Origin of the sequence: Paenibacillus sp. S02 (assembly GCF_019454065.1) — a bacterium.
In the GTDB taxonomy this organism is placed as follows: domain Bacteria; phylum Bacillota; class Bacilli; order Paenibacillales; family Paenibacillaceae; genus Paenibacillus; species Paenibacillus polymyxa_B.
The window spans coordinates 4027724-4041463 of record NZ_CP073682.1; the positions used below are offsets into that span (position 1 = coordinate 4027724).

The 13740-nt window shown below is 45.4% G+C and carries 14 protein-coding genes; all 14 read right to left on the bottom strand.

What is annotated here, in order from left to right; all coding sequences use genetic code 11:
• Positions 1-57 precede the first annotated feature (57 nt).
• Complete coding sequence (locus KAI36_RS17870) at positions 58-204, bottom strand: hypothetical protein (RefSeq protein ID WP_155613687.1); 147 nt, start codon at positions 202-204, stop codon at positions 58-60.
• Positions 205-342: 138 nt separating this feature from the next.
• The gene (gene recO / locus KAI36_RS17875; protein WP_220025608.1) at positions 343-1095 is read right to left on the bottom strand and encodes a DNA repair protein RecO; all 753 of its coding nucleotides are present in this window, start codon (positions 1093-1095) and stop codon (positions 343-345) included.
• A 42-nt stretch (positions 1096-1137) separates the two neighbouring features.
• Entirely contained in the window at positions 1138-1275 is a 138-nt protein-coding gene (locus KAI36_RS17880; RefSeq protein ID WP_013372137.1) for a YqzL family protein, read from the bottom strand.
• Between the two features lie 511 nt (positions 1276-1786).
• Complete coding sequence (gene era, locus KAI36_RS17885; protein WP_013311134.1) at positions 1787-2689, bottom strand: GTPase Era; 903 nt, start codon at positions 2687-2689, stop codon at positions 1787-1789.
• A gap of 49 nt (positions 2690-2738) precedes the next feature.
• On the bottom strand, positions 2739-3113 hold the full coding sequence (locus KAI36_RS17890; protein ID WP_220025609.1) for a diacylglycerol kinase family protein: 375 nt from the start codon (positions 3111-3113) through the stop codon (positions 2739-2741).
• Entirely contained in the window at positions 3113-3610 is a 498-nt protein-coding gene (gene ybeY / locus KAI36_RS17895) for an rRNA maturation RNase YbeY (protein WP_076293510.1), read from the bottom strand. The genes KAI36_RS17890 and ybeY overlap by 1 nt, the downstream gene beginning before the upstream one ends.
• A 55-nt stretch (positions 3611-3665) precedes the next feature.
• Positions 3666-5912 carry an HD family phosphohydrolase gene (locus KAI36_RS17900; protein WP_028540460.1) on the bottom strand — a complete coding sequence of 749 codons (2247 nt, stop codon included), beginning with the start codon at positions 5910-5912 and terminating at the stop codon, positions 3666-3668.
• A 95-nt stretch (positions 5913-6007) separates the two neighbouring features.
• Positions 6008-6979 (bottom strand): PhoH family protein, encoded by a 972-nt coding sequence (locus KAI36_RS17905; protein WP_013311138.1) that lies wholly within the window; start codon positions 6977-6979, stop codon positions 6008-6010.
• A gap of 6 nt (positions 6980-6985) precedes the next feature.
• Positions 6986-8179 (bottom strand): sporulation protein YqfD, encoded by a 1194-nt coding sequence (yqfD, locus tag KAI36_RS17910; RefSeq protein ID WP_220025610.1) that lies wholly within the window; start codon positions 8177-8179, stop codon positions 6986-6988.
• On the bottom strand, positions 8176-8469 hold the full coding sequence (yqfC, locus tag KAI36_RS17915; protein ID WP_220025611.1) for a sporulation protein YqfC: 294 nt from the start codon (positions 8467-8469) through the stop codon (positions 8176-8178). Before yqfC ends, yqfD begins: the two co-directional genes overlap by 4 nt.
• A 379-nt stretch (positions 8470-8848) precedes the next feature.
• A complete protein-coding gene (gene bcaP, locus KAI36_RS17920) occupies positions 8849-10258 on the bottom strand; it encodes a branched-chain amino acid transporter BcaP (protein WP_220025612.1) in 1410 nt (469 codons plus the stop codon).
• A 420-nt stretch (positions 10259-10678) separates the two neighbouring features.
• Positions 10679-11257 (bottom strand): hypothetical protein, encoded by a 579-nt coding sequence (locus KAI36_RS17925; RefSeq protein WP_220025613.1) that lies wholly within the window; start codon positions 11255-11257, stop codon positions 10679-10681.
• A 44-nt stretch (positions 11258-11301) separates the two neighbouring features.
• Complete coding sequence (floA, locus tag KAI36_RS17930; RefSeq protein WP_276572470.1) at positions 11302-12303, bottom strand: flotillin-like protein FloA; 1002 nt, start codon at positions 12301-12303, stop codon at positions 11302-11304.
• Between the two features lie 43 nt (positions 12304-12346).
• On the bottom strand, positions 12347-13714 hold the full coding sequence (locus tag KAI36_RS17935; RefSeq protein WP_220025614.1) for an NfeD family protein: 1368 nt from the start codon (positions 13712-13714) through the stop codon (positions 12347-12349).
• Positions 13715-13740 lie beyond the last annotated feature (26 nt).

Sequence of the window (13740 nt, forward strand, 5' to 3'; positions counted from 1 at the left end):
TGTACAGGGCTATTTTATCCCAAAAGCCTTGCTAGAGACAGCAAAAAGCCCCCGCCTCTACGCCTGTACAGACGTAGGGACGAGAGCTGACTCCCGCGGTTCCACCCTACTTGATTGCGATCCTACATCACCAATCAGATCGTAATCCTCTTTTCCGTGTCCATTCAGACGCTCCCGAGTGCCTTGTTCACGAAGAATTCCCACTGGGCTTACACCGTCCCCAACTCGCTAATTACAGAGAATACATCCCGCTACTTTCTCGTTCAATGCATCTGCTCCCGAAGGAGATATATAGTAGGATATTACACGTTTTCAGCAATACAGTCAAGACAATAGGGCGTTTCACATATCGTACTTGTCAAGCTGATCCAAGAAATTGCGGGATTTCAGCTTGACCTCCAACTGCATATCCATGAACTGACGCATGACATGTTTGATCTCCAGCTTTGTGGAGTCCTTTACGTCAATGTTGCCGAGCCGATTCAAATCCATTCTGGCGAACAAGCGCAGCAACTTCAATGTACGTGGAGTCACGCTCAATGCAGCTGGATCATAATGCTTGCAGCTCCGACACAAAACTCCGCCCAGCCTCGGACTGACAAACATATCTTCATCAGCACATTGTTGACCACTTGAAATACATGCATCAAGCTGAGGAGCATATCCGGCCGCCTGCAATATTTTAAATTCATAAATACTCATGACGATCAGCGGATCTTTGCCACTCTCCAGCGCCTCCAAACATGCTTTAAGCTGCTTAAACCAGAACGCGCCTGTTTCCTCATCCTGTAACACCCGATCGAGTAATTCACAAGCATAAGAAGCGTAAGCAGCTTTAGTAATATCCTCGCGTAATGTATGGTGGGATTGGATAATTTCACCGGCATTCAACGTGCCTAAGCCTGTGTTTCGAAAAAAAACGAATTCACCGTACGTAAACGGCTGCGTTAAAGCAGCGTGACGGCTTTTGGACTTTTTTGCACCTCTGACCAGCACGCCTGCTTTGCCTCCGCTTTCGGTGCAAAGCGTAATAATTTTGTTCCCCTCACCGTAATCCATGCTGCGGATGACGATTCCTTCCACCCTGTAAAGCATGCCTCTTCCCCCAAACATTCGCGAAGAAGCCAGTGGCTTGTACTATTCACGGGCTTCTTCATGCTCGTCCGACTCTCCCTCATCCGTGTCTTGCTCCCTTGTCACGGCGCTCTCCCGATATAACAGATACGCACCGACATCTCCAGTCATCGCAAAATACTTCCACGAAAAATCTCGCAATCGTATTCATCCTTTCTTCGGAAATGACGTTTGCATCTCAAAAATAGGATGATGCGAAGAGGGGAGAAGTATGCGATGAAATAAATGGATTGCTTTAAAAAAGGCTGCTATATGTAGATTGGAATGCCGCTTCGCAAATGATTTGATCTTACGATCGCTGTTACCCCCGAATTTATTTGAATGTAAAACATACATAAGGGTTAAATTCGGGGGTAAAGGCGAACGCTATCGCTTCTTCAGATTCAAATCCTTCGCTCCGCTACATCGTGCATACAAGGCCTTTTTAAAACACACCTATTTCATCGCTGGAAGAAAAGGATAAAAAGAGCAAGAAGTTAAGCGCCGCACATACGCGGCGCTTTAAATGATCAGGAGACTATTACTATCTCAGCCAAGAGATCGGGACGGCTTTTTTTATGGTGCTTACTACAACTATACATATTTATTTAATATCAATTTTTTTAGCCTCAATAAACCTTGAACTAAAGTGACCTAGAATCGAGTTCTATTTTTAAGCGTCGCGATGGAAGCCAAGGTCACGAAGGACGCGTTCCTGGTTGCGCCAGTCTTTTTTGACCTTAACCCAAAGTTCCAGGAAAATCTTGGAGCCTAGCAGGTTTTGGATATCCTGGCGTGCCTGTTTGCCCACTTCTTTGAGCATGGCTCCCTGTTTGCCGATAATGATCCCCTTCTGGGAGTCACGCTCTACAAAAATAACAGCCATAATATGCACTACCCCATTATCCTGCACTTTCATGTCTTCAATCATAACCGCAATAGAATGGGGTACTTCCTCACGTGTCATATGCAGAATTTTTTCCCGAACCAGTTCGGAAATGACAAACTGTTCTGGATGGTCGGTAATTTGATCATCCGGATAATATTGCGGACCTTCTGGCAAGTATTTTTGCACCTGCTCCAGCAGGGTGTTTACATTGTTGCCCATTTTGGCCGAGATCGGTATGATTTCTGCAAAGTCGTATAACTTGCGATACTGCTCAATCAGGGGCAACAACGCTTCCGGCTCAATGCGATCAATTTTATTCAGCACCAAGATAACTGGCGTTTTTACTTGTTTAAGCTGTTCCGCAATAAAACGGTCGCCACCGCCTAGACCCTCAGCAGCGTCAATAAGAAAAAGTACCGCTTCTACTTCACCCAACGTATTAAAAGCAGTCTGATTCATGTAATCGCCTAATTTTGACTGGCGCTTATGAATCCCGGGTGTATCCAAAAATACAATTTGTGTGTCCTCTGTAGTAAATACGCCGTGAATTTTGTTGCGTGTAGTTTGTGGCTTGTCTGACATAATGGCGATCTTCTGTCCAATGACGTGGTTCATCAGTGTTGATTTTCCGACATTGGGTCTGCCAACAATTGCGACAAAGCCTGATTTAAAGTGTTTCTTAGCCATTTCATTTCCTCCAGCGCGATTAAGCACCTATTTTATTTTGGTTTTTCCATTAAAACAGCGAACTAACTAACGTTAACATAGGCCTATAAAACACAAATATACCAATAATTACAGCAAAAACCGCTGCCAGGAGCACGGCTCCGGCGGCGGTGTCTTTAGCCGCTTTGGCCAGCGGATGAATATCAGGTGAGATGAGATCCACCGCTGCTTCAACAGCGGTGTTGAACAGTTCGGCTACAATGACTATAGCGATAGCCACGCAGACGAATAACCAGTCGAGCCGGGAGATGTGCAGAGTTAAGCCTGCTACAATGACAAGGAGCGCCACGGCCACATGTATCCGCATATTTACTTGCGTACGCAGAGCATACATCACGCCTTCTGCCGCATAGCGAAAGGTCATTCTCCAAGGCTGACGTCTCATTACCTTGTCAACCCCGCTTGAGCCAGTACAGCTTCCTGTTTGCCCATCATTTCAGCTTCACTCACATCATCCTGATGATCATAGCCTAACAGATGCAGAAAGCCGTGAACAAACAAAAAACCGATTTCACGCTCAATCGAATGTCCGTATTCTTCACTCTGAGCTTGCGCTGTCTGTACAGAGATTATAATATCCCCCAGAACATCCGGTACATCATTCAATGAATTTTCTTCATTCGGTTCGTAAATAATTTCAAGCTCTTCATCCAGTGTCTCCTTCATAGCAAAAGACAACACGTCGGTGGGACGATCAATTCCCCGATAGTCCCTGTTCAACTCATGAATTTGCTCATCATTAACGAAGGTAAGGGCTACCTCACCGTCTGTGACTCCTTCCACTTTGCCCGCCCCCTCTAATAAGGTGTTCAGCAGCGTAATCAAGGATTCGTTAATTACCATATCGTTTTGTTCATTATTCCAAGCTAATTGAAGGCCCATGCCAACCGCTCCTTTTAATTCTAGTGCTCTAACCGTGCTTCATGCACAAGTTATATTAAGCTTTTCCGTTTTCAGACTTGGGCCTTTCCTCTGGATACTCAATACGGGAATGGAAAATCCCCATTACTGTTTCCTTGAGGGTTTGAGCCACGATATCAAGCTCCCGCATGGTCAGCTCGCAGTCGTTAAATTGGTGATCATCAAGACGGCTCTTAATAATTTTCTCAATCATGGATTCTACCTGTTCCACCGTCGGCTTCCGCAAGGAACGAACTGCTGCCTCCACGCTATCAGCAATTCCCACCACAGCCGACTCTTTAGATTGAGCCTTCGGTCCCGGATAACGAAAATCATCCTCCGTGAAGTCAGGCTCCACCCCCCGCTCTTCAGCCTCACGCAACGCCTTGTGATAAAAATAGTGTAAGAATGTCGTTCCGTGGTGCTGCTCGGCAATATCGCGAATTGGCTTGGGTAGCTTGTAATCCAATTGCATTTCCACCCCGTCACGAGCATGGGCGATAATGATGGATTTGCTCAGCTTGGGCTCTATTGTATCATGTGGATTTTCCAACCCATTTTGATTTTCAATGAAGTACGAAGGCCTCTTGGTTTTACCAATATCATGATAATACGAACCAACCCGGCACAACAAGCCGTTTGCTCCTATAGCCTCCGCTGCGGCCTCTGACAAATTGCCCACCATTACACTATGATGATACGTTCCCGGCGTCTCCGTAAGCAGCTTGCGGAGCAAGGGATGGTTGGGATTCGACAGCTCAACAAGCTTCAGTGCCGACAAGATACCAAAGGTAGACTCAAAAAATGGCATTAACCCAATAACAAGTATTGCTGTTATCAGACCGCCTGCAAAAGCAAAAGCTACCCCATAGAGCGTCGTCGTTTGAGTCCAATTCCCTTGGTCAATCAGTGCCAGAGAAAAAACAGACAGGGCCCCGAACAGGCATACCATGATCGCCCCTTTGAACAGTGTTGAACGCTGGCTGGCTCGATGGGTAGAGAAAATCGCTGCCAGACAGACCACAAGAGCAAAAAACCCAAAATTAAAGTCAAAAATTTGTCCCTGACGGACATTCAAAATAACACTTGCCAATATACTGAATATAACGGCACATACGAAAGCCAACGACATATCAAGCAACAGCGTTACGAGCATAGCTCCAAGCGCGATAGGCGCCAGATAGCCGAGATAGGAACGTTCACTGTTCTGCAGTATGGAAATTAACATCATTGCTCCCACTGTAATCACAAAGATTAATACTAGCATGAGCAACTGCGCATTATTATACTTGAAGTTTCGTGTTCGTGATTGGAATTGACGAATATACATAAACAGGCCCAATGCCAGCATCATAGACAACATCAGTAGTCCAAATTGTGGCCAATAATTGATTTTATCCTTGAGCAATTCATTTTCATCAAGCAGTGTGTAGATTTCCTGGGTAATAATCTCACCCTTCTTGACGAGTACTTCACCCTGTTTAATGTAAACTGTCGGTGTATCTTCACGAGCCTGTACCTTGGCGTCCTTCGTAGCTGTATCATCATAAAACTTGTTGGCGGTAATCACAAGCCTTGCAAGTTCCTGAACAACCTCCCGTGAAGTACGCTTAGTAAGCGAGCTTGTACTAACCCGCTCCGCTACCTTCGCTCGGGCTGTCTGGGCATCCGTAATTTGATCATTCATCAACCCTGTCACAATCTCACGGGCGACAGGCCGCATTTCAGCAATATCCTCAGATGTAAGGCGCGGAATTTTAATGAATGTCTCCTCTGGAATTCGGTACGTTTGCTCTTTCGTTTTTTCCAGCACTTCATCCAGCAACTTATCTGGGTAGGCATCCGCATTACGGCTGTTATTCACAAAATTTTGCACAAATTCCCGTGCACGTTGCGGAATCTCATCCTTATAAATCGAAATCTTATCTGCTCTGGAAACCTGATCATCCTGATTGAGCCGTTCAATTCGATCCAAAATACCAGTAATCAGGTTATCGTTGCGAACTGGCACAATGGTATACATGGGCTGCACACGTTCAGCTGATTCCTCTTGAGCCTTCAAGGTCGCCTTACTGTTAGGAAGCTGCATCGGGGCGACAATTTCCTTTTCACTCGGTTGATTTACCCGAATGTCATAACGCTCGGGAAGCAGCTTGGACGCAAAGCCTACATAAAAAAGAACCACCAAAAATAAAAACAGAAGATAGCGTGTCGCCACGCTATACTTCCATCCATTCATTCTATGCTGGAACGTTTTCCCTTTAGATAATTCCTTCGAGGTCATCTAAAACAATCCCTCTCCATCATCTTTTTCAAGGCAGCTACACTGCTCATTTTATACTTTTTCTGATCGTACACACCATACTCGTGATTGAATGGCTATCCATGATTTTCGGCAATACGGTCATAAGCAACAATGATTTTTTGAACTAGGGAATGACGGACAACATCCTCTTCTGCAAACTGGACAAAGCCTATTTCTTCAATCCCTTGTAAAATCGCATTCGCTTCAATCAGACCGGATTTTTTGCCACGAGGCAAATCAATTTGCGTAACATCGCCAGTAATGACCATTTTGGAGCCGAAACCAAGTCGAGTCAAAAACATTTTCATTTGCTCGGGTGTGGTGTTTTGCGCTTCGTCCAAAATAATAAATGAATCATCCAGCGTACGTCCCCGCATATAAGCCAAAGGAGCAATTTCTATTAACCCGCGCTCCAGTGCCTTTGCAGTCTGCTCTGGGCCCATCACATCGTATAGGGCATCATACAATGGGCGTAAATACGGATCAACCTTTTCCTGCAAATCCCCTGGTAAAAAACCTAAATTCTCCCCTGCTTCGACCGCAGGACGAGTCAGTACAATGCGCTTGACTGAACCTTCCTTCAGGGCAGCTACAGCCAGCACTACAGCCAGATAGGTTTTACCCGTACCCGCCGGGCCAATTCCAAATACAATATCGCGTTTCTTAATCGTGGTTACATAGTGCTTTTGTCCAATCGTTTTGACGCGAATCGGTTTCCCCCGGAACGTCGTCGTAATTTCACCCTTGAACAAATCGAGCAGCTGATCAGCGCGCAAATCTTTTGCCAATTCAATCGCATAATGGACGTCCCTTTCGGTCAGTATATACCCATTGCGAATTAACTGGAGTAATACATCGAACAATTGTTCGAGCACTTCCACCTCGTGAGCATTACCAAAAACATTAACTTCTGCCTCACGAGATGCTATTTTTGCTGGAATAGCGGCTTCGATTAATTTTAAAAAGGAATCCTGCGGGCCAAATAACGCCTGTCCTTCTCCCGCATTGTTCAATGCAATTTGTATGCTGCGTTGTTGTTCTGCCAAATAGCCTCATTCTCCTTGGTTATGAACTAACGGAAGTTCTTCCGCAATATCCTGCTCCACTTCAAAAAGCACTTTCATATAAACTTTACCATTCTCTCTCTTCTCATGCAAAATTTTTTGGCTCATTATTTTCGTTCCTTTGCCGTATTTAGCTAAAATATCAGCTCGCGCACCTTCTATTCCCGACATTTTCGCTTCTGCTTCCGTAAGCTTCTGCTCTTGTATCTTTGTCTCCCTCACACTTTCGGTCATCCAACCCATCGGAAGTTTGTAGGAACGCCATGTTAGCGGATCATGTTCAACTGTTGTTTTATGTGTAGAATAAGGTATTTTCCCATATCCCCACAATTGTATCGCACGGTTGCCTAACACCAGATACAAGCGGTCGTGACTGGTACCTGTATACGTGCTGCTGCGTTGCACCGTGGGACTGCTAATTTCGTATTCATGCCATACAAGACCCTTAACCTCTCCTTTGGCTACGACCTGCTGCTGATTCTCCTCATCTCCAAGCGTTCCCGAGATGAGAATGGCTCCTTTTTTGACACGCGTATTTTTATGCACGACAGGACGACCCTGCTCGGCAAAAATTTCAGTGACTACCGCATCTGCCTTACTGATGATATGACGTGGGCTGTAGAGCGGCGCAGGGGCAGGCTGTGAAGCTTCAACAACCTGAATCGTTACCAAAGTACCCTGCTTTTCCACACCGATCCAGGATGCCTCTGGAAGCTTCTGCATGAGCGCTCGGGAAAGCTTGTCTTGACTGGGAAGACGAAAGCTCCATTGAAACGGATACAGCCCCTCCTGTCGGGCGGCTTTGAGAACGGATTCCGTCGAGAGCTTATCATTCCCCTTCACTTCAATGTCCCAGATAAGCGAAGACATCAGCAGGAGACCTATCCAGAACAAAGCCAATCCAGCCATAAAAAATTTACGTTTGGCAAGTCGTATAACAGTAAAGGGAAGCCCTTGCCGCTTCAGAACATGCATTTTACAGCCTGTCCTTCTCAAAAGCGGGCGTAGGAGGAAGACGTGCGGCAGCAGAAGGTTCATTTCTGCATGTCTAGTACCCATCGGCCGCACGTTCCAAACAGGTATATGGTGATCGGTGAGTAAATTAATGAAAGCTTCCACACTTTCGCCCTTGACAGCAAGGGTAACCGTGCCACGCAGCATTGCTAAAGCAGGATGTTTCACGTGCCTTCCTCCGTTCCTTCCATTTGGATATCTGTTATATGTCCCTCCACACTTACCTGCTCTGGCAGAATAGACGTAATGACTAAATCATGGCCGGACACCCTCAGCATGCCTTTCTCAAGTGCAAGTACGAGCTGATTCGGTGTGAAATCCACCACGCCCCGGTGATTCTCCACATAAAGCTGGCGGCTGCCGATGAGGGTTAACCGCGGCAGGTCAAATAGAATGTCCTGCGGAAGCTCCAGCGTCTCGCTGGCCCACTTTCGCAGTTTGCGGCTCATCCGGCTCATACGGCGAAATCTCCTTTCCTGTCATCAAAACATTTGTTATCCAACGGCTAATCGTTGTTTTGATGACAGCACGCTGCTATTTTTTCATCTTCTGTTATTGCCATTCGGTACCGATAGATGTTTCATGGCAGCTATGCTGCTGGCTTTTCATCTTATATTCTTATTATCAGTGAACGCCATTACACCAGCGCCACAGATATCTGTACTGTACATTTTATGATCCAGTCCCCGCATTTATGAGGCTAAACTTACAATTCGCAGCAGCTGCTATATTGCAGAGGAAAAAGATGTGTCCTTTTAAAATTCAAACAAAAAAGACAACCTCGTTTTCATATCGAAAACAAGGTTGTCTTTTTTTGATTTTCATTAGACGACACGGTTATTTTTCGTTATCTCGATTCAAAAGAGAGTTTTTTCTAGAGTATAAGAAGTAAACAGCCATACCAATGACAAGCCAAATAATAAAGCGAATAAATGTCTGACCATTCAAATTAAGAATGAGCACCCCACATGAAACGATAGCCAGGATCGGAATATACGGAACTCCAGGACATCGGAAGGCCCTTGGCAAGTCAGGTTGTGTTTTTCTCATAACGATGACGGCGACCGAAATCAGAATAAATGCTGACAAGGTTCCAATGTTCACCAAACTAGCTAACTCATCTAGCGGGATCAGCCCACCCATTAATGCAGATAAAGTACCAAAAAACAACGTGTTAATGTAGGGCGTTTTATATTTTGAATGAACCTTGGATAATATCTTGGGGACTAAACCGTCACGTGACATAGCAAACATAATGCGCGTTTGACCATAGAGCATTACCAGCATGACCGTTGTCATCCCTAAGATAGCTCCTATATCTACAATGCCTGCAACCCAGTTCTGGCCCGCAACCTGCAATACCAATGACACTGGATGAGAGATACCTTCAAATTGCATAAACGGTACTATACCAGTCATAATCGCGCTAACAATGACATACAAAAACGTACAAATAACGAGTGAGAAAATGATCCCTCGTGGTAAATCACGAGCGGGATTTTTGGTTTCTTCAGCCGCTGATGAAACAGCATCAAAACCAATAAAAGCAAAAAACACAAGAGCTGCGGCTCCAAATACCCCACTGAACCCAAACGGCATAAATGGTGTCCAATTATCTGGCTTCACATATTTAAAAGCAACGATGATAAATAATAAAATAACAATAATCTTTACAATTACCATGAAGTTGTTTATCCGTTTTGATTCTTTTATCCCAAAATAAAGCAAGAACGTGATACCCATCAAAATTAAAAAAGCTGGGAGATTAAAATAAGTAGTTTGGTCTTTTAAAGTCCCCGGTGCGGCAGTGAATTCAAGCGGAATGTGAAGGCCAATTCCATTCAAAAAAGATACAAAGTAACCCGACCAACCTGCGGAAACGGCGCTGGCTGCCAGCATGTATTCCAAAATTAAATCCCATCCAATAATAAAGGCCAATAGTTCCCCCATCGTAGCATATGTAAAAGTGTAAACAGAACCGGATACTGGAACGGTGGATGCAAACTCCGCATAAGCCAATGCTGCGAATAAACAGGCGAGTCCCGCAATCACAAAAGAAAGTACCAAGCCTGGACCAGCCGTAACTGCTCCCGTACCTGTCAACACAAAAATCCCCGTTCCGATAATGGCTCCAATCCCAAGCATCGTTAAATCAAACGCACCCAGTTCCCTTTTGAGTGCTTTTTCCCCCCGCGTAGCGGCAATCAACTGATCAATGCTCTTCTTTCTGAACAAGCTATTTCCCATCCATCCCATCCTCCTAAAAATTATTTTTCCATTTTAATAATCTTGTTTTATCACCTCGATATAAATCAAATTTTAGCTAAATTTGGAGTAAATTTCATAAGTATCTATCATTGAGAACATTATATATAAAAAAGAAAAAATGAAAACTGCTTTCGGAAAGCTCCATTCATATTGTTACATTTGATCATTTTTCACGAATATATTTTCATAAATGAGACTCTAAATTAGACAAAATGCCACCATTTTAGATGACAACAAATGTGAGAAACCTAGGGCGCACAAGGGATTATCACATTCGTTGTCAGGTAATTAGAGCATTTGTCGTTAATTCATTTTTTATTCTGAGCATGCTTATGTATTCCTAAAGCTCACAAAAAAAAGATCCACCACAGCCAAAGCTGTGACGGATCCACTATCATTTTAACGTCTTCCTCCACCCATATAGCGCTTGGAACGCGGAGGACCTAATATTTCTGCCCAAATCACACCTCTGCGCAGATCAGCCGTATCCACCGTATTACGATCTTGCGAAGCTATCTCTGGCGCATCTGTAATTTCCCCTGACTCCCTCGCGTTGGATATACGATCGAGACGGGCTAAAACCAACCTGCGTTCTTCTTCCATAGCACGGATCCGATCCTCTAGAGTCGAACCGTTATCTAATGAATCCCGGTCAATCCATCCTTCTGTTTCCGACCGATCGCCCACTTCTTCTATACGACGAGCTTCCATAACCGCCCGTCGTTCATTAGGAAATTGACGTTGCAACTCCCCAGCAACATCCTGCTGACGCTGCTCTTGCCCACGTTCCGTTGTGAAGGGTCTGGATGACGTCGAGGGTCCGCGGGAACCATGATCACCACCAAAGGTAGGCATACCTTTTCGCGGCGGAGATTTCCGCCCTGTACCTTGGATGCTTTTCCCCAAAAAGGACACCAAAGCAAAGCCAATCACGATCAGGATATACAAATGTTCAAAGATCCAGCTGATAAAGTTCATTACTCACCACCTAGCTGCCGTAATTCATCGGCTATGTCCCGTCATTAATCCCGGTTCTTATTGTCATTCCCCAAGTTCTCATTCGGTTTGCCTAAGGAGCCACGCATTTGCGTATCCGCCTCAATATTTTTCAAATTCATATAGTCCATGACGCCAAGTTTCCCGCCACGCAATGCTTCAGCCATTGCCAGCGGCACTTCGGATTCGGATTCCACCACGCGTGCTCTCATTTCTACGACACGTGCCTTCATTTCCTGCTCCTGCGCTACAGCCATCGCACGCCGCTCTTCTGCTTTTGCCTGCGCAATACGTTTGTCGGCTTCCGCCTGCTCTGTTTGCAGAAAAGCACCGATATTTTTACCTACATCAACGTCCGCAATATCAATGGACAGGATTTCAAATGCTGTCCCGGCATCCAAACCTTTGGACAATACAGTTCTCGAAATTGAATCCGGATTCTCCAGCACGTCCTTATGCGAATTACTGGAACCTACGGTTGTAACGATACCTTCACCGACCCGTGCAATAATCGTTTCTTCTCCGGCACCCCCGACGAGTCGATCAATGTTGGCACGCACGGTAACACGAGCTTTAACCTTCACTTCGATACCATCCTTGGCGACCGCTGCAACAGTAGGTGTCTCAATAACACGCGGATTAACGCTCATTTGGACCGCTTGCAGAACATCCCGTCCCGCAAGGTCAATCGCAGCCGCACGTTCAAATTCAAGCGGAATGTTAGCACGCTGGGCAGCAATCAACGCATTGATCACTCGGTCTACATTCCCTCCTGCGAGAAAATGGCTTTCCAGCTGGTTGATGTTCAAGCCCAGACCCGCCTTGGTTGCCTTAATGAGCGGATTGACAATTCGGCTTGGCGTGACGCGCCGTAACCGCATAGCTACCAGCGTAATGATGCCAATACGCACACCCGAAGCCAATGCTGAAATCCACAGCATCACCGGGAAGAAACTGAAAAATACGCTCAATACAATAATCACTACAACGGCAATCAGCAAAACGCTGACAATACCCGATTCGAACACTCGCATCATCCTCCATTAATCTAATTCTTTGTTGTTTACTTGTTTAGACGCTAATGTCTGCCTTGACCACAATTCGCCCACCTTCTACTTTGGATACTATAATCGGCATATCTGTAGCAATAAACTCGCCGTTCGTTACAACATCGACTCGCTCATCAGCGATCAGCACCGTTCCGGCTGGACGAAGTGGTGTCAGACTGACACCCCGTTGACCTAATAACATTTCCCGGTTCACAACTGAAGAAAAGCCTTGTTCAGCCGTTAAACTTTCTTTAAGTATAAAACGGTTCCATATCCCTCGGTCCTTGAATACAACCGCGATAATCGCCACAACAGCAACCGCAGCTGCAAAGGCAATGCCCAAAGATATAAACGCATGCTGCATGTTGTATGCTGCCCGAACAACTCCGGCGACAAGACTGACTGAACCCAAAATGCCCAAAATACCAAAGCTTGGGATGAACATTTCAAGTATAAGCAGAGCCAGACCGATAATAAATAACAACCACGTCTCCGAACCTGCAAAACCAGCGATATAATTGCCGAAAAAATACAAACCAAATCCGAGTATGCCCAAAATTCCCGGTACACCAAAACCGGGTACGAGCAGCTCAATAACGACACCCGCGATACCGATAAATAAAAGCAACGTCTGCACAATTGGGTTGGTCAATATCTCGGCTGCTTTTTCAGCCCATGTTCGCTCCACATGAATTACATCATCCGTGCTGTAACCCATCCACTGGATAACTTCTTGTTCGGAAGACGCGATGTGATCCGCATAACCCAACTTCAGCGCTTCCTCACTGGTTAAAGAAATGATCTGACCATTTTCCTTATTAAAGTTCATCTCTGGAATAGATACGGTTGTTTTGGAGTCAACCATACCTCTGGCAATATCTGGATTACGTCCGCCAGCTTCTGCGGCAGATGCCATGCTACTCTTCCACCATGCTACCGTTTTTGGATCTGTGATAGCCTGCCCCCTACCGTCTACTAACGCTGCTGCTCCGATAATACTCCCCGGTTTCATAACAATCTTGTTTGCGCTCAACGCAATATAGCTACCCGCTGAGGCCGCTTCGCCCCTTATATAGGCTACGGTCGGAATTGGACTGTCTTTAATCAGTTTGCCCAGCTTCTCCGCTGTATCTACCCGTCCACCGGGAGTGTTAATATCCAGTAAAATCAGACCTGCTTTGGAATCTGTTGCTTCTGCAAATCCACGTTCCATAAATTTGCCCAGACCTTGCTCAATTTCCTGATCAACTGGTATAACAAACACAGCTCCACCTTTAGTTTGGGCCGCCGCTGATTCAGAATGAACTAAGGGTAACAGCAAAACGGATACCATAATCCACAACGTTAAAAAGATCAATTTGCGACTGGAGTGGTGATGTTCTCTATGCATTTCTCTCCCCCTTTCGATCTTTCTAT

What these genes read in the sequence shown, in the direction of transcription:
- bcaP (WP_220025612.1), bottom strand. Translation starts at nt 10,258, where the DNA reads ATGGGAAATAGCTTGTTCAGAAAGAAGAGCATTGATCAGTTGATTGCC.
- KAI36_RS17935 (WP_220025614.1), bottom strand. Translation starts at nt 13,714, where the DNA reads ATGCATAGAGAACATCACCACTCCAGTCGCAAATTGATCTTTTTAACG.
- ybeY (WP_076293510.1), bottom strand. Translation starts at nt 3,610, where the DNA reads ATGGGCCTTCAATTAGCTTGGAATAATGAACAAAACGATATGGTAATT.
- KAI36_RS17890 (WP_220025609.1), bottom strand. Translation starts at nt 3,113, where the DNA reads ATGAGACGTCAGCCTTGGAGAATGACCTTTCGCTATGCGGCAGAAGGC.
- yqfC (WP_220025611.1), bottom strand. Translation starts at nt 8,469, where the DNA reads ATGAGCCGGATGAGCCGCAAACTGCGAAAGTGGGCCAGCGAGACGCTG.
- KAI36_RS17900 (WP_028540460.1), bottom strand. Translation starts at nt 5,912, where the DNA reads ATGACCTCGAAGGAATTATCTAAAGGGAAAACGTTCCAGCATAGAATG.
- KAI36_RS17925 (WP_220025613.1), bottom strand. Translation starts at nt 11,257, where the DNA reads ATGAACTTTATCAGCTGGATCTTTGAACATTTGTATATCCTGATCGTG.
- era (WP_013311134.1), bottom strand. Translation starts at nt 2,689, where the DNA reads ATGGCTAAGAAACACTTTAAATCAGGCTTTGTCGCAATTGTTGGCAGA.
- recO (WP_220025608.1), bottom strand. Translation starts at nt 1,095, where the DNA reads ATGCTTTACAGGGTGGAAGGAATCGTCATCCGCAGCATGGATTACGGT.